At 70.4% G+C, this 14,124-nt stretch carries 19 protein-coding genes; 16 read left to right on the top strand and 3 right to left on the bottom strand.

Translation table 11 applies throughout. The features are described from left to right. Nucleotides 1–34 precede the first annotated feature (34 nt). The 5 genes from ABZ562_RS26505 (at nt 35) to ABZ562_RS26485 (ending at nt 4,783) form a co-directional block, all read left to right on the top strand. Nucleotides 35–1,420 carry an MFS transporter gene (locus ABZ562_RS26505; RefSeq protein WP_361484236.1) on the top strand — a complete coding sequence of 462 codons (1,386 nt, stop codon included), beginning with the start codon at nt 35–37 and terminating at the stop codon, nt 1,418–1,420. Between the two features lie 206 nt (nt 1,421–1,626). After that, nucleotides 1,627–2,667: an NAD(P)-dependent alcohol dehydrogenase gene (locus ABZ562_RS26500; RefSeq protein ID WP_361484234.1), complete on the top strand. Its 1,041-nt coding sequence runs from the start codon at nt 1,627–1,629 to the stop codon at nt 2,665–2,667. A gap of 277 nt (nt 2,668–2,944) precedes the next feature. Then, nucleotides 2,945–3,733 (top strand): hypothetical protein, encoded by a 789-nt coding sequence (locus tag ABZ562_RS26495; protein WP_361484232.1) that lies wholly within the window; start codon nt 2,945–2,947, stop codon nt 3,731–3,733. 160 nt (nt 3,734–3,893) lie between these two features. Next, the gene (locus ABZ562_RS26490; RefSeq protein ID WP_361484230.1) at nt 3,894–4,289 is read left to right on the top strand and encodes an SseB family protein; all 396 of its coding nucleotides are present in this window, start codon (nt 3,894–3,896) and stop codon (nt 4,287–4,289) included. A gap of 92 nt (nt 4,290–4,381) precedes the next feature. Continuing rightward, on the top strand, nt 4,382–4,783 hold the full coding sequence (locus ABZ562_RS26485; RefSeq protein ID WP_361484228.1) for a DUF3662 domain-containing protein: 402 nt from the start codon (nt 4,382–4,384) through the stop codon (nt 4,781–4,783). 18 nt (nt 4,784–4,801) lie between these two features. Here ABZ562_RS26485 and ABZ562_RS26480 read toward each other — a convergent pair whose 3' ends face one another. Beyond that, nucleotides 4,802–5,236 (bottom strand): SRPBCC family protein, encoded by a 435-nt coding sequence (locus ABZ562_RS26480; protein ID WP_361484226.1) that lies wholly within the window; start codon nt 5,234–5,236, stop codon nt 4,802–4,804. A 181-nt stretch (nt 5,237–5,417) separates the two neighbouring features. Between ABZ562_RS26480 and ABZ562_RS26475 the strand changes: the two genes are divergently transcribed. After that, complete coding sequence (locus tag ABZ562_RS26475; RefSeq protein WP_361484225.1) at nt 5,418–6,272, top strand: DUF4142 domain-containing protein; 855 nt, start codon at nt 5,418–5,420, stop codon at nt 6,270–6,272. Nucleotides 6,273–6,303: 31 nt separating this feature from the next. Here ABZ562_RS26475 and ABZ562_RS26470 read toward each other — a convergent pair whose 3' ends face one another. Together ABZ562_RS26470 and ABZ562_RS26465 are read right to left on the bottom strand one after the other, a co-directional pair. Beyond that, complete coding sequence (locus tag ABZ562_RS26470) at nt 6,304–6,522, bottom strand: ferredoxin (RefSeq protein ID WP_361484223.1); 219 nt, start codon at nt 6,520–6,522, stop codon at nt 6,304–6,306. A 5-nt stretch (nt 6,523–6,527) separates the two neighbouring features. Then, on the bottom strand, nt 6,528–7,718 hold the full coding sequence (locus ABZ562_RS26465) for a cytochrome P450 (protein WP_361484221.1): 1,191 nt from the start codon (nt 7,716–7,718) through the stop codon (nt 6,528–6,530). Nucleotides 7,719–7,868: 150 nt separating this feature from the next. On the opposite strand from ABZ562_RS26465, the gene ABZ562_RS26460 reads away from it, so the two are divergent. The 10 genes from ABZ562_RS26460 (at nt 7,869) to ABZ562_RS26415 (ending at nt 14,090) form a co-directional block, all read left to right on the top strand. Next, nucleotides 7,869–8,495 (top strand): TetR family transcriptional regulator, encoded by a 627-nt coding sequence (locus ABZ562_RS26460; protein WP_361484219.1) that lies wholly within the window; start codon nt 7,869–7,871, stop codon nt 8,493–8,495. Nucleotides 8,496–8,499: 4 nt separating this feature from the next. Then, complete coding sequence (locus tag ABZ562_RS26455; protein ID WP_361484217.1) at nt 8,500–8,808, top strand: gas vesicle protein; 309 nt, start codon at nt 8,500–8,502, stop codon at nt 8,806–8,808. A 211-nt stretch (nt 8,809–9,019) separates the two neighbouring features. Continuing rightward, nucleotides 9,020–9,400 (top strand): gas vesicle structural protein GvpA, encoded by a 381-nt coding sequence (locus ABZ562_RS26450; protein WP_361484216.1) that lies wholly within the window; start codon nt 9,020–9,022, stop codon nt 9,398–9,400. A gap of 2 nt (nt 9,401–9,402) precedes the next feature. Then, nucleotides 9,403–10,119, top strand: a complete 717-nt coding sequence (locus tag ABZ562_RS26445; protein ID WP_361484362.1) for a GvpL/GvpF family gas vesicle protein — start codon at nt 9,403–9,405, stop codon at nt 10,117–10,119. 14 nt (nt 10,120–10,133) lie between these two features. Next, a complete protein-coding gene (locus tag ABZ562_RS26440; RefSeq protein ID WP_361484214.1) occupies nt 10,134–10,388 on the top strand; it encodes a gas vesicle protein GvpG in 255 nt (84 codons plus the stop codon). Nucleotides 10,389–10,390: 2 nt separating this feature from the next. Beyond that, the gene (locus ABZ562_RS26435) at nt 10,391–10,786 is read left to right on the top strand and encodes a gas vesicle protein (protein ID WP_361484212.1); all 396 of its coding nucleotides are present in this window, start codon (nt 10,391–10,393) and stop codon (nt 10,784–10,786) included. Continuing rightward, complete coding sequence (locus tag ABZ562_RS26430; RefSeq protein ID WP_361484210.1) at nt 10,783–11,637, top strand: GvpL/GvpF family gas vesicle protein; 855 nt, start codon at nt 10,783–10,785, stop codon at nt 11,635–11,637. Before ABZ562_RS26435 ends, ABZ562_RS26430 begins: the two co-directional genes overlap by 4 nt. Continuing rightward, the gene (locus ABZ562_RS26425) at nt 11,634–11,843 is read left to right on the top strand and encodes a gas vesicle protein (protein WP_055552142.1); all 210 of its coding nucleotides are present in this window, start codon (nt 11,634–11,636) and stop codon (nt 11,841–11,843) included. The genes ABZ562_RS26430 and ABZ562_RS26425 overlap by 4 nt, the downstream gene beginning before the upstream one ends. A 21-nt stretch (nt 11,844–11,864) precedes the next feature. Continuing rightward, nucleotides 11,865–12,191 carry a gas vesicle protein K gene (locus ABZ562_RS26420; RefSeq protein WP_361484208.1) on the top strand — a complete coding sequence of 109 codons (327 nt, stop codon included), beginning with the start codon at nt 11,865–11,867 and terminating at the stop codon, nt 12,189–12,191. 138 nt (nt 12,192–12,329) lie between these two features. Next, nucleotides 12,330–14,090, top strand: a complete 1,761-nt coding sequence (locus tag ABZ562_RS26415; protein WP_361484206.1) for an NAD-dependent malic enzyme — start codon at nt 12,330–12,332, stop codon at nt 14,088–14,090. The last annotated feature ends 34 nt before the right edge of the window (nt 14,091–14,124 follow it).

Genomic DNA, 14,124 nt, shown 5'->3' with positions numbered 1-14,124 from the left:
CTCCGGAACCGATCCGTTCAAGGAGGCATGGATCATGGAGAGCAACACCACCACTCCCCCGCCACCCGCCACCGCCCCGCCCGGCGAGCCGCCCGCCGACCCCCGGGCGGTACGCCGCGCGGCCTGGGCCGGTCTGGTCGGCACCGCGCTCGAACAGTACGACTTCGTCATCTACGGCACCGCATCGGCGCTGATCTTCAGCGATCTGTTCTTCCCCAATGTGTCGGCATCGGTGGGCATCCTCGCCAGCTTCAGCACCTATGCCGTCGGCTTCGCCGCCCGGCCGCTGGGCGGGCTCTTCTTCTCCCGTTTCGGGGACCGCCTGGGCCGCAAGTGGGTGCTGATCGCGACCCTGCTGCTGATGGGCGGCTCCACCCTCGCCATCGGTCTGCTCCCGACATACGGGGCGGTGGGTATCCTCGCCCCGATCCTGCTGCTGATCTGCCGCATGGCGCAGGGCTTCGGCGCGGGCGCCGAGCAGGCCGGAGGCGCCACCTTGCTCACCGAGACGGCCGCGCCGGGGCGGCGCGGCAGGCTGTCCTCCCTGGTGATGACGGGGGCGGCGCTCGGTACCGCGCTGGGCGCGGTGGCCTGGATGCTCGCCCAGCGACTGTCCGAGGACGCCCTGATGTCCTGGGGCTGGCGGCTGGTCTTCGTCAGCAGCCTCCTGGTGACGGTGGCCGCCATGATCATGCGCCGCAAGCTGAACGAGAGCCCGGTCTTCCAGGAGCTGAAGGCACAGCACGAGCGGCCCGCCTCGCCGGTCAAGGAGGTCTTCCGGCACGGCCGCAAGCCGTTGCTCCTGGTGATCCTGATGAACTTCGGGGTCAGCACCCAGTCGTACACCTACCAGGTGTTCATGGCCTCCTACCTGGTCTCCAGCGTGGGCGTCGACAAGGACTTCGTGCCCGAGGTGCTGCTGCTCGGCTCGCTCTGCGGCGGCGTGGCGGCCTTCGCGTTCGGCGCCCTCTCGGACCGTCTGGGACGGCGCCCGGTGTGCTCGCTGATCCTCACCGCCATGGTGTTGCTGCCCGCCCCGACGTTCATCGCCCTGAACTCCGGCTCCGAGGTGGCCATCGCGGTGGCGATCGCGGTCGGTTTCATCCTGGCCTGCCAGGGCCTGGTCGGCGTGCACATGAGCTACTTCCCCGAGCTGTTCGGAAACCGCTACCGCTACGCCGGGGTCGCCCTGGGCCGGGAGTTCTCCTCGGTGATCGGCGGTGGCGTCGCCCCGCTGATCTGCAGCGCGCTGCTCACCGCGTTCACCGGCTCCTGGATACCGGTCGCGGTCTACATGACGGTGGTCGCGGCGGTGAGTCTCATCACGACCCGGATGACTCCGGAAACCCTGAACCGCGATCTGAACGCCGCGGCCGACGCCACCGATCCGATGGACACGAGCCCGCGCCGAGCCGGGTGACCCGGGGGCGTTTCCCCGCGTCTCGTGCGGGTCGCCGGCGCCACCGGCGGCCCACACGGGGGGCCACCTCCCCCACTAGCCACCATCCTCGCAGGTTGATCCATTTTTGGCCACTCCTGCCTCACCTTGGCACCCTTGCCATCGTGTCCGGCCATGGATTCAAAGGCGGCCGGCCACGGAACCACCTGCAAGGAGTGAATCGCCATATGAGTACCGTTGCCGCCTACGCCGCGCCCGCCCCCAAGGCCCCGCTGGAGCGCACCTCGATCGAGCGCCGCCCGGCCGGCGCGTTCGACGTGGTGATCGACATCAAGTACTCGGGCATCTGCCACTCGGACATCCACCAGGTCCGCGAGGGCTGGAGCGAGGTGCCGTTCCCGCTGGTGCCGGGCCATGAGATCGCCGGTGTCGTCACCGAGGTCGGATCCGGTGTCACCAAGTACGCCGTCGGCGACCGGGTCGGCGTCGGCTGCTTCGTGGACTCCTGCCGGGCTTGTGAGAACTGCCGCAAGGGCCTGGAGCAGTACTGCGCCGAGGGCCACACCGCCACGTACGCCGCCACCGACAAGTACGGCGAGATCACCTACGGCGGCTACTCCACCGGCATCGTCGTCGACGAGAACTACGTCGTGCGCATCCCGGACGCGCTGCCGCTGGACGTGGCCGCCCCGCTGCTGTGCGCGGGCATCACCACGTACTCCCCGCTGCGCCACTGGAAGACCGGGCCGGGCAGCAAGGTCGCCGTCCTCGGCATGGGCGGCCTCGGCCACGTGGCCGTCAAGCTCGCCCACGCGATGGGCGCGGAGGTCACCGTGCTCAGCCAGTCGCTGCGCAAGAAGGACGACGGGCTGCGGCTCGGCGCGGACCACTACTACGCGACCAGCGACCCGCGCACCTTCGAGGAGCTGGCCGAGTCCTTCGACGTCATCCTGTCCACGGTGTCCGCGCCGCTGGACTTCGGCGCGTACCTGAAGCTGCTCAAGACGGACGGCGCGCTGGTGAACGTGGGTCTTCCGGAGGAGCCCATCTCGCTCAACCTCTTCTCCGTCGTCATGGGCCGCCGGACCCTCGCCGGTTCGTTCATCGGCGGCATCGCCGAGACGCAGGAGATGCTCGACTTCTGCGCCGAGCACGGGGTGGGCGCCGAGATCGAGACCATCCGCGCGGAGGAGATCAACACCGCGTTCGAGCGGGTGCTCTCCAGCGATGTCCGCTACCGGTTCGTCATCGACGCCGCCACGATCTGACATCACCTCAGTTCTCCGTCGGCACAGCGCGCTTCCGTCCTCGGCGGTCGCTCCCCTCTCGGGAGCGGCCGCCGATCTCGTTGAGCAGACATGGGATGAATAACCGTGTCGCGAACCTTGACGACCCCAATGGTCCAGTCCATCGTATGTACGCGCCACACCCGCACATCCGCGCGGGATCAACGCTTCCGCAGCCCCCACACCTCCTCCACAGGGACCCAACATGGCAGAAGACTCCGCTCCACGCGGTTTCAGTCGTCGGACGTTACTCGGCTCCATGACCGCCACGGCCGTCGGTGTGCCCCTCCTCGGGCAGCTGACGTCGGGCGCCTCCCCGGCCGCCGCGGCCGCCCTGGCGCCGCAACTGGTCTGGAACCCCAGCCCGTCCGGCACCGGGCTCAAGGCCTTCGAGGGCATCGAGGCCGACCGCGGCAATGCGCACCCCGACCGGGACTATGTCGTGGTCGAAGGCGGCGACCACTACCGCTTCAACATCTGGAAGGACGACCGGGACACCACCGGCGGCGGCGACCGCCAGCGCACCGAGTCCAAGGGCATGGTGCAGGACGGTACGACGCTGAAGATGCGGGACGGGGAGACTTGGACCCTCTCGTACGAGATGTACATGCCGTCCTCGCTGCACGGCACCAGCAAGTTCACGCACATCTTCCAGACGAAGACACCGGTCGACAACGGCGGTCCGTACATCACGCTGGACCTCGGCCGCAGCGGCAGCAAGGAGACGCTGCGGGCCCGGGCCTACGCCAACTCCGGCTCACCGGACATCGCCTCGACCGACCTCTCGCCGCTGCGCAACAAGTGGATCACCATCGAGTGGAAGCTGACCATCGGGTCCAGCGGAAAGGCCACGTTCACGGCCCGGAACGGCACCGGCTCCGGCGCCCCGGTCGCGGTGCAGGGCAGCATGTCCAACGTGAAGATGCCGGACCAGGGCGACTACCAGCGGCCCAAGTGGGGCATCTACCGGTCGGTCGAGAGCGCGTCCTCCGACATCCTCGACACCTATCTGCTCTTCCGGAACTACAAGGCGTACCGCGGCACCTGACCTGCGCCTGAGCGGTCCTCTCGGCGGTAGCCGGGCAGAAAACGAAAACGCTCCGCCATGAGATGTGTGAGCGCCGCACAACCGGGTATTCGAGCCAGCCGTGGCCAGGACGCCCGCTCCCGGGCACGGCCACTCGCATATCCCGATCTTGGACGGAATCATGACTGCTCTTCCCGACGACAACGCCGTTACCGCCACCCAGCACGCCCTCGGCGAGCTGGCCGCGGACCGTGCGGACGAGTCCGCGCTGAACACTCTCGCCGACAGCGAGGTGCTGCTTCCCGCCGCCGAGAGTGCCGAGAACACCGATCCGCAGGCGGTGACCCTGCCTGTGTTCCAGCAGGAGGACGGCGCCCAGCTGGTGCCGGTCTTCACCACTGCGGAGCGCATGCACCAGGCGCTGCCGCAGATCGAGCGTTACCACCAGGTGCCGCTGGGGGCGCTGGCTCAGGGCTGGCCCTCCGAGGAGCTTTCGCTGACCATCGACGCGGGCGCCCCGGAAGCCGTCACGCTGACGGCCACCGGAGTCAAGACGCTGCTCAGCCGCGCCGGCTGAACACGTCCCCCCATGTTCACCCAGGGCGCGGATGTATGTGCCGACCGTAGTCGCGCACATACATCCGCTGCTTTTTGGGCACCCGCGTGCGCATGGACACGCTGACCCGGATCGAACGAGCGATAGAGCGCTTCGAAGACGCACTGCTCTCCAAGATGTTCCCGAGCGAGCCGGTGGAACTGCTCGGCGCCCTGCGGCAGGAATGCGACAACCAGGCGGTGGTGTGCAGTTCCCGTCGGGTACTCGTGCCCAACGCCTACGACGTCGAACTGTCCGACGAGGTGTACGAGGAGCTGTCCCGGCACGGCAAACAGGCGGGCCAGACGCTCACGGACAGCCTCATGCGGCACGCGGAGAAGCAGGGGTACGAGTGGGCGGGCCCGCTCACCGTCCACGTCACCAAGTCGAGCCGGGTGCCCAACGGGCGGTACCAGGTGGCCGCCACCCCACTGACCCACATCCACGCGGACGCCTTCTCCGACGGTCCCCAGTAGCCCGGCCGGCCACCGAGGCTACTCCTCCAGCAGTCCGCGCAGCACCCGGCCGAAGACCAGCCGCCCGGCCCAGGCCGTCGGCGCGTCGAACACCCGCGGCAGCCGCGCGACCCGCGCCTCCTCCCGCCACACCACCCGCGACCGCTGACCGCTGGGCCACACCTCGATCTCGGCCCAGCCCAGCACCACCGAGCCGCGCTTCTCCAGCCTGCAGAGCCCCGGCCGTCCGCCGCCCGGTGGCTCCCAGCGCACCACCTCCATGGGGTCGTCGAACCCGGCCCGTCCCCGCCCGGTGCGTGCCACCACCACCGACCCCACCCGCGTCGGTCCCACGGTCCGCACGGCGATGTCGCTCAACGGCACGTACGCGCCGTGCCGCTGCCACCGGGTCAGCCGCCGCCATGTCTCGTCGACGGGATGGGGCGAGGAACGCTCGATCGTGAAGAGGGCCACAACGGGATCGTAGCGATCGCACAGGTCACGACGCGTCCACCCAAGAGCGGGTAAAAAACGGCGGGATGTTTGAGCGACGGAAGTGAAGGATCCGTATGCATGGGTGTCAGCCATCGCCTGACATCAGCACGACGCGACAACGGCTCCGTACAACGACAAGCGGTCCCCGCCAGGAGGCTCCATGCGATCACGGTACTTTGTGACAGGCACCTCACTGCTCATCGGCTCGGTAGTGGTCACCCTCGCCGTGATCGTCTCCCCCGTGATGACCGGGTTGACGCAGGAATCCGCCACGAACCTCTCGAAGATGACGAACAACCAGTTCGGGCCGCTGAGCGGGGCCGACAAGGACTTCGTGGTCAAGGTGCGGCTGGCCGGGCTGTGGGAGTATCCGGCCGGGAAGATCGGAATCCAGAAGGGGACGACGGAGCAGGTCAAGACCGCCGGTAAGCATCTGCTCGACGGCCATCAGCTGCTGGACGCCATCAGCCGGGACGTCGCGCCCCAACTCGGCATCACCCTGCCCAACAAGCCCACACCGCAGCAACAGGGCTTCCTGGACACGATGAACGCGAAGACGGGCAAGGACTTCGACACCTACTACGCGAACATCCTGCGCGTCACCCACGGTCAGATCTTCAGCTCCATCGCCAAGATCCGGCAGACCACCAAGAACTCGCTGGTGCGCAGGCTCGCGGTCCAGGCCAACAACACCGTGCTCGACCACATCACCCAGATGGAGAAGACGGGGATGGTCAACTTCGACTCCGCCGTCTCGCAGATCACCACCACCCCGACCGAGGGCCCGGAGTTCACCACGCCGCCCAAGCCCGCCCCGGGCGAGCCCACGTTCATCGTCGGCACGTCCAAGCCCACGCCCCCGCCCAACTCCGTCAGCACGGCGGACAACGGCGGCGAGCAGAGCCTCGACCCGAACGTGGTGAACGGTGCCGGGCTGGGGGCGGGAGCGGCGAGCGGGGCCGGCGGGATCACCACTCCGCCCGCCGTGTCCTCCCCGCCGCCCGCCGCTCCGTAATCCCGCTCCGGCCGGTCAGCGGCGGCGCCGGTCAGGGACGCGGCCCGACCACCGTCGCACTGCCGTCGACGATGGTGATGGCCATGGCCGGACAGGAGTCCGCCACGTCCAGCACCCGCTCCTCCTCCGGCACCTCCTCGCTCAGCGGACGCGCCCGCTCGTCGTCAAGGACGAACAGATCGGGCGCGATCCCGGCGCACATGCCGGACGCCATGCACCGGCCACCGTCGACCTCGGCCTTCCAGGTCATGCGGCTCACCACCCCACCGGCATGACGCGCGGCCCCCGAACCAGCATCTGGTCCTTCCACACCACGTCCCCGGCCAGGTGCAGGTTCGGGAAGCGGCCGACGAGGGCGCCGAGGGCCTCCTGCAGCTCCAGGCGGGCCAGTGGCGCGCCCAGGCAGTGGTGCACCCCGTGGCCGAATCCCAGGTGCTGGGTGGCGGGGCGGGCGACGTTCAGCCTGCCCGGTTCGTCGAAGCGCAGCGCGTCGCGGTTGGCCGAGCCGACGGCCACCAGGACGGGTTCCCCCGCCCGCACCAGGGTGCCGCCCACCTCGATGTCCTCGGTGGCGTAGCGGGCCTGGGAGGCGCCGACGCCGAGCGGGACGAACCGCATCAGCTCCTCGACGGTGCCCTTGATCAGCTCGGGCTCCTCGCGCAGCCGTCGCAGCTCATCGGGGTGGTCGAGCAGCGCCATCACGAAGTTGGGGATCTGGGTGGCCGTGGTCTCGTGCCCGGCGACGAGGATGCCGACGCACAGGTCGACGAGTTCCAGCTCGGAGAGCCGGTCGCCCTGGTCGCGCGCCTCGATCAGGGACGTCATGATGTCGTCGCGCGGGACCTCCCGGTGTTCCCGCACCAACCGGGCCATGTACGCGCGCAGTTCCTCGCGGTTGCGCTCCCACTCCTCCGCCGTCAGGGAGCTGGTGGACAGCGCGGCGTCGCTCCACACCCGGAACTTCGGCCGGTCCTCCTCCGGCACCCCCAGCAACCGGCAGATGACGGCCACCGGGATGGGCAGGGCGTAGCGGTCCACGAGGTCGGCGGGTGGCCCGGCGGCCTCCAGCTCGTCCAGTAACTGGTGAGTCAACTCCCTTACGTACGGCCGGAGTTTCTCCACCTGGTGGACGGTGAACGCCTTGGCCACCAGGGTGCGCAGCCGGGTGTGGTCGGGCGGGTCCATGCTCAGGATGCCGCCGTCCATGCGTCCCTCGCCCTGCCGTGGCACGTCCCGGTTCAGGGCCTCCGCGCGGCTGAACCGCCGGTCGCCGAGGACCAGCCGGGCGTCGGCGTACCGCGTGACCAGCCAGGCGGGTTCGCCGTAGGGCAGGCGCACCTGGAGCAGTCCGGGGCGCTCGCGCGCTTCTTCGTAGGCCTCGGACAGCTCCAGACCCTCGTGGTGGTTGAAGGGATAGGCGACGGGTGTCGTCTCCGCTGTGGTCAACGTGACCTCCCTGACGTAAGCACGTGCTTACAAAGCTAGGCCGGTCCCCTTGATACGGTCAACGGCGCCTATCTGCCGCTGTTCTGACTGCTCGACAGGTCGGTCGCGGCGGGGATCGGTGGGGCGGACGGCCGACGACAGGAGTGGATGATGGGTGGAACCACACCGGAAGCACCTCGGCGGGACGCGCAGGGCACACGCCGGATGCTGCTGGAGGCGGCGTCGGCGCTGTTCGCCGAGCGGGGGTACGAACGGGCCACCGTACGCGACATCGCGGAGCGTGCCGGGGTGAACCAGGCGCTGCTGTTCCGCTACTTCGGTTCGAAGAAGGCCCTGTTCGGGGAGGTGGTGGCGCACGATGGCCAGGAACAGCTGCACACCACCCCGCCGGGAGAGCTGTTCGAGACCGCGCTGCGCGGGATGCTCGGGCACGGTGACCGGGTCCGGGAGGACCGGGCGCTGGCCACTTTGCTGCGTTCCGTCGGCAGCGGCGACGAGATCGGCACCGCGGCGCGCGAGATAGGGGATGACTACGCCCGGGTGCTGGCCTCCCTGAGCGGCGCCGAGGACCGCGGGCTGCGCGCGGACCTGGCGCTTTCCTGGCTGCTGGGCATCGGCCTGATGCGGGTGGTCGTGGGCAAGGAGTCGCTCGCCGAGGCCGATCCGGACGAGGTGTGCGCGCTCGTCACCGGCGCGCTCGCCACCTTGCTGGAGGACCTGCCGGTCACATGCTTTGGCGATCCGCACACCACACACGCCGCCGACTTGGCACGGTAGGACCATGACGAGCAATGATCCGGACACCCCGGAGACGAACGACCGGCCGCGCCGGGTACCCGCGGCCCAGGCCATGCGTGGCGCGGCCCAGCAGCTCGGCGAGTTGCTGGGCACCGCGCCGGAGTCCGTCTCCGCGCTGCAGCCGACGGAGGACGGATGGCTGGCCGATGTGGAAGTGGTGGAGCTGGAGCGGGTGCCGGACACCATGACCATCATGGCCTCTTACCGGGTGACCCTCGATACCCAGGGCATGCTCCTGGGCTATGAACGGCTGCGCCGTTACGCACGCGGACAGCTCGACCGCGGCCGCTAGCCGCCCCGCCCCTCCTTGTCCCGATCCATTCCCCATGCGCCCCGCGCCGCCGAATACCGGTGGCGCGGGGCGCTCGTCGTCGTACGCCGGGTCGCCGTACGTCACGTCGGTGTACGTCACACATGTCTCACCCGCCTCAAGAGTGAACACGGGTGTCGTCCCGCCCGTACAAGCCGACGGGCAGACCGAGCGAGCGAGAGGACGACCACACGTGACCGTCATGACGCAGACCGGCGGACTACCAGCCACGCCTTCGACCGGTTCAGGGACCGGAAGCCTCTTCGACATTCTCGAACTCATTCTGGACCGCGGCCTCGTCATCGATGTCTTCATCCGGGTCTCCCTCGTGGGCATCGAGATCCTGAAGATCGACATACGGATCGTGATCGCCAGCGTGGACACGTATCTGCGGTTCGCCGAGGCGTGCAACCGCCTCGACCTGGAATCCGGCCGCAAGGCCCCGGACAAGCTCAGCGACATCGTCGGCACCATCGTCGAGGGCGGCGCCCGGGGCAAGACCGAGGGCGCGCTGAGCGGCGCCATCGACGCCATCGGCAATGTGTTCGGCGGCGACGACGACAAGGACAAGTGACCGTGCATCTCTATCTCTACGCGATCACCCGCTCCGACCATCCGCTGCGGCTGGAGGAGCTGCGCGCGGTGGGCGGCGTGCCCGGCGCGCCGCGCGCGGTGACCAGTGGACCGCTGGCGGGCGTGGTGAGCCCGGCGCCGGAGACCCTGCGCCCCAAGCGCCGCGACCTCGCCGCCCATCAGGCGGTCCAGGAGCGGCTGATGACGGACGGGGCGGTGCTGCCGATGCGGTTCGGGCTGCTCGCCCCCGACGAGGCCGCGGTCAGGTCGGCGCTGGACGCCAAGCGCACCGAGTACGTCCGCGGCCTCGATGAGCTGGACGCCACCGCGGAGTTCAACCTGAAGGCGGCGCGCTCCCAGGACGACTTGCTGCGGGAGGTGCTGACCGAGTCCGACGACGCGCGGCGGCTGAACGAGCGCACCCGCGACGGCCGGGGTTCGTACGAGGACCGGGTGGCCCTCGGCGAGCTGGTCGCGCGGCAGTTGGGGGTGCGGCAGCGGAGACTCGCCGAGCAGGTCGTCGGCCGGCTGGCGGGGATGGCCCGCGGCAAGGTGGTGTCGTCCCCGGCCGGGGACGACTTCCTCAACGTCTCGTTCCTGGTGGAGCGGGGCCGCGCCGAGGAGTTCTCGCGGGCCGCGCGGCAGGTGGCGCAGGGCTACGGGGACGGCTACGACTTCCGGCTGCGCGGCCCGCTGCCCCCGTACAGCTTCGTGGCCTGAGGGGCGGGGGCGCCGTGGGACTGCTGACCGGGCTGCTCACCTTTCCGCTCGCGCCGGTGCGCGCGACCGCCTGGGTCGCCGAACAGGTGCTGGAGGCCGCCGAGCGCGAGTACTACGACCCGGCGCCGGTCCGGCGCGCCCTCACCGAACTGGAACAGGAGCTGCTGGCCGGGCGGATCGACGAGGACGCGTACGACCGCCGCGAGAACGAGCTGCTGGACCGGCTGGAAGAGCTGGAACGGCGCGATACGCAGAGACGAGTCCCGTGACGATGACAGAACCGGTTGCGGGCAGGCTGGGCCCGCCGCGCCTGCCCGCCTCGTACGACCAGCAGGGCGCCCCGTCCCTCGCCGACATCCTGGAACGGGTGCTGGACAAGGGCGTGGTGATCGCGGGCGACATCCGGATCAACTTGCTCGACATCGAACTGCTCACCATCAAACTCCGGCTGCTCGTCGCCTCCGTCGACAAGGCGAAGGAGATGGGCATCGACTGGTGGGAGCACGATCCGTCGCTGTCCTCGCGCGCCCGGCCCCATGCCGTGGACGACGAGGGGGCGGAACGGTCCCTCAGCGAGGAGAACGCACGGCTGCGCGCCGAGATCGCGGCGCTGCGGGCACAACCCCATGACCGGAGCGACAGGAGCGACAGGAGCGTGAACGGGTGACCGATATCGCACAGCACATGGTGTACGCCTACGCGGTGCTGCGCCCCACCCCCGAGGCCGCGCGGGCGGTCGCGGCGCTGCGCGGGGTGGCCGACGAGCAGGTGGGGCTCGTGGAGACCGGGGACCTGGCCGCGGCCGTCGGCCCGGTTCCGGCCGAGGAGTTCGGGGAGGGGGCGCTCACGGCGCGCCTGGAGGAGCTGCCCCGGCTCGAATCCCTGGCCCGGGGGCACCACGGGGTGGTGGCGGCGCTGACCCCGCTGGGCGCCGTACTGCCGCTGCGGCTGGCCACCGTGTACCGGGACGAGGACCGGGTGCGGCAGACGCTCCAGGAGCGCCGGGACGAGTTCCTGCCGCTTCTGGAGCGGCTCACCGGGCGCGTCGAATGGGGCGTCAAGGTCTACACGACCGCGAGCGAGGAGACGGCGGGCGCGCCGGAGGGCGGTGCGGAAGGCGACGCGGGGGACGCCGGGCTCAGCCCGGGCCGGGCCTATCTCGCCGCCCGTCGCAGACGGCGGCGCGGCGCCGAGGACGCCTGGCAGGCCGCGGTGCGGACGGCTTCGCGCATCGCCGACGAGGCCGGGGAGATCGCCGTGGAGCGGGTCGCCCACCGGCCGCAGCGCGGCGAGCTGGCCAGGGCGGGCGGCGGCGAGACCGGGAACGACGGGGAGTACGGGGAGAACATCGCCAACGACGCGTATCTGGTGCCCGTCGACCGCGCCGAGGACTTCCGCGCCCGCGTCCTGGCCGCCGTCGAGGGCCGGCAGGGGGTGCGGGTCGAGGTGACCGGCCCGTGGGCGCCGTACTCCTTCGCCCTTCCGCCCGCGCCGGCCGCCCAGCGGGAGACCGCGTGAGCACCGCGCTGGACGAGGAGGACGCCCGGGCGCTCGCGGGCCGCGAGGTCGCCCTGATCGACATCCTCGACCGGCTGCTCCAGGGCGGGGTCGTGCTGGCCGGGGACCTCGTGCTGTCCATCGCGGACGTCGATCTCGTACGGATCGATCTGCGCGCGGTCATCGCCCCCGTCGACGCCGCGCACCCGGCTCCGCCGCTGCCCTGACCGGAAAGGTTCCGCCGCCGTATGTCAGCCACTCCCGACCGCTCCGCCCCCGAACGCCCCGCCGGGCGTCTGCGCACCGATCCGGACTCGGTCGAACGTGATCTGGCCAAGCTCGTGCTGACCGTGGTCGAGCTGCTGCGTCAGCTGATGGAGCGCCAGGCGCTGCACCGGGTCGACAAGGGGGACCTCACGGAGGAGCAGGAGGAGCGGATCGGGATGACGCTGATGATCCTCCAGCGGCGCATGGAGGAGATGTGCGACCGGCACGGCCTGCGCATGGCGGACCTCAATCTCGACCTCGGCCCGCTGGGCACTCTGCTGTCCCCGGCGGGCGAGGCTCCCCGGTAGCCGTCGAGGGCGTATTTTACGCCCCTGACCAGCGCACAAGACCCACACCCCCCAAAGGTCCGCTTTTCAACCTCTTGGTAACGTGATTTTTAGCGGTGTCACCCACCGCGAAGCACAACCAGTGAGGAAGCAGTACCGATGAAGAGCGATCTCACCGAAGCGGAGGCATCCGAACCTGCCTCTTCCGCAGGCGCGGCCACCCGGTGGAACCCGACCGGCCAGACCTGGGAAACCACCTCGCGGGGACGCGCCATCCTCAGCGACCCCCGGCTCAACCGGGGCACCGCGTTCACCGAGTCCGAGCGCGACGACCTCGGGCTCACCGGCCTGATCCCGGCCCAGGTCATGACCCTGGAGCAGCAGGCCACCCGCGCCTACGCCCAGTACCGGGCCAAGGCCACCGACCTGGACAAGAACGTGTATCTGCGGTCCCTCCAGGACCGCAACGAGGTGCTGTTCTACCACCTGCTCGGCGAGCATCTCAGCGAGATGCTGCCGATCGTGTACACCCCCACCGTCGGCACCGCGATCCAGCGCTACAGCCATGAGTACCGCCGCTCCCGCGGCGTCTACCTCTCGGTGGACGCCCCGCAGGACATCGAGCGCTCGCTGCGCGCCAGCGGCCTCGGTCCCGAGGACGTGGACCTGCTCGTCGCCACCGACGGCGAGGCCATCCTCGGCATCGGCGACTGGGGCGTGGGCGGCATGGACATCTGCATCGGCAAGCTCGCCGTGTACACCGCCGCCGCCGGCATCGACCCCGCCCGCGCGCTCCCGGTCGTCCTCGACGCGGGCACCAACCGCCAGGAACTCCTGGACGACCCGCTGTACCTGGGCAACCGTCATCCGCGGGTGGACCGGGAGAAGTACGACGCGTTCATCGCCGAGTACATCGCCGCCGTCGGCCGCGTCTTCCCCGACGCGCTGCTGCACTGGGAGGACTTCGGGTCCGGCAACGCCCGGCGCATCATCGACGCCTACGGCGACAAGGCGCTCACGTTCAATGACGACATCCAGGGCACCGGCGCCGTCAACCTGGCCGCCGTGCTGTCCGGCGCCCGGGTGACCGGTGCGCCGCTGCGCGACCACCGCATCGTCATCTTCGGCGCGGGCTCGGCCGGTCTCGGCATCGCCGACCAGCTGCGCGACGCCCTGATCGCCGACGGGCTCGACCCGCAGGAGGCGTCCGACCGCTTCTGGTGCGTCGACCGCTACGGCCTGATCACCGATGACGCCGAGGGCCTCGACCACCACCGGCTGCGGTACGCCCGGCGGGCGGCCGACGTCGCCGACTGGCAGCGGGACGAGCAGGTCGGCGGCATCGCGCTCGCCGAGGTGATCCACCGCGCCCGGCCGACCATCCTCATCGGCACCTCGGGGCAGGGCGGCGCCTTCACCGAGGAGATCGTGCGGGAGATGGCCGCCCACACCGAGCGGCCCGTCATCCTCCCGATGTCCAACCCGACCCCGCTGGCCGAGGCCAAGCCCGAGGACCTGGTCCGGTGGACCGGCGGACGGGCCCTGATCGCCACCGGGAGCCCCTTCCCGCCGGTGGACCACGAGGGGGTCACCCACGTGATCGGGCAGGCCAACAACGCCCTGGTCTTCCCGGGGCTCGGCCTCGGCGCGATCGTGGCCCGCGCCACCCGGATCACCGACGGCATGCTGCTCGCCGCCGCCGAGCGGATCGCCGAGATGATCGACTCCGGCACCCCCGGCGCCCCGATCCTCCCGCTGGTCGACCAGCTGCGCGAGACCTCCGCCGCGGTCGCCGCGGCCGTCGCCCGCGCCGCCGCGCACGACGGGGTGGCCCGTACGCCCATCGCCGACGATTCCCTCGACCGCACGGTCCGCGAGGCCATGTGGAGCCCGGTCTACCGCCCGATCCAGCCGGTCTGACGACTCGTACACACCGGCTGAATCAGGGAGCAAG

Origin of the sequence: Streptomyces sp. NPDC019937, from assembly GCF_040631655.1 — a bacterium.
Taxonomy (GTDB): Bacteria; Actinomycetota; Actinomycetes; order Streptomycetales; family Streptomycetaceae; genus Streptomyces.
The sequence above is the reverse complement of the archived record's forward strand: the minus strand, read 5'-3'. Positions and strand labels throughout refer to the sequence as shown.

Excerpts from the sequence above, each read along its gene's own strand:
- ABZ562_RS26505 (WP_361484236.1), top strand. The coding sequence starts at position 35 with ATGGAGAGCAACACCACCACTCCCCCGCCACCCGCCACCGCCCCGCCC.
- ABZ562_RS26500 (WP_361484234.1), top strand. The coding sequence starts at position 1,627 with ATGAGTACCGTTGCCGCCTACGCCGCGCCCGCCCCCAAGGCCCCGCTG.
- ABZ562_RS26495 (WP_361484232.1), top strand. The coding sequence starts at position 2,945 with ATGACCGCCACGGCCGTCGGTGTGCCCCTCCTCGGGCAGCTGACGTCG.
- ABZ562_RS26490 (WP_361484230.1), top strand. The coding sequence starts at position 3,894 with ATGACTGCTCTTCCCGACGACAACGCCGTTACCGCCACCCAGCACGCC.
- ABZ562_RS26485 (WP_361484228.1), top strand. The coding sequence starts at position 4,382 with ATGGACACGCTGACCCGGATCGAACGAGCGATAGAGCGCTTCGAAGAC.
- ABZ562_RS26475 (WP_361484225.1), top strand. The coding sequence starts at position 5,418 with ATGCGATCACGGTACTTTGTGACAGGCACCTCACTGCTCATCGGCTCG.
- ABZ562_RS26470 (WP_361484223.1), bottom strand. The coding sequence starts at position 6,522 with ATGACCTGGAAGGCCGAGGTCGACGGTGGCCGGTGCATGGCGTCCGGC.
- ABZ562_RS26460 (WP_361484219.1), top strand. The coding sequence starts at position 7,869 with ATGGGTGGAACCACACCGGAAGCACCTCGGCGGGACGCGCAGGGCACA.
- ABZ562_RS26455 (WP_361484217.1), top strand. The coding sequence starts at position 8,500 with ATGACGAGCAATGATCCGGACACCCCGGAGACGAACGACCGGCCGCGC.
- ABZ562_RS26435 (WP_361484212.1), top strand. The coding sequence starts at position 10,391 with ATGACAGAACCGGTTGCGGGCAGGCTGGGCCCGCCGCGCCTGCCCGCC.
- ABZ562_RS26420 (WP_361484208.1), top strand. The coding sequence starts at position 11,865 with ATGTCAGCCACTCCCGACCGCTCCGCCCCCGAACGCCCCGCCGGGCGT.
- ABZ562_RS26415 (WP_361484206.1), top strand. The coding sequence starts at position 12,330 with ATGAAGAGCGATCTCACCGAAGCGGAGGCATCCGAACCTGCCTCTTCC.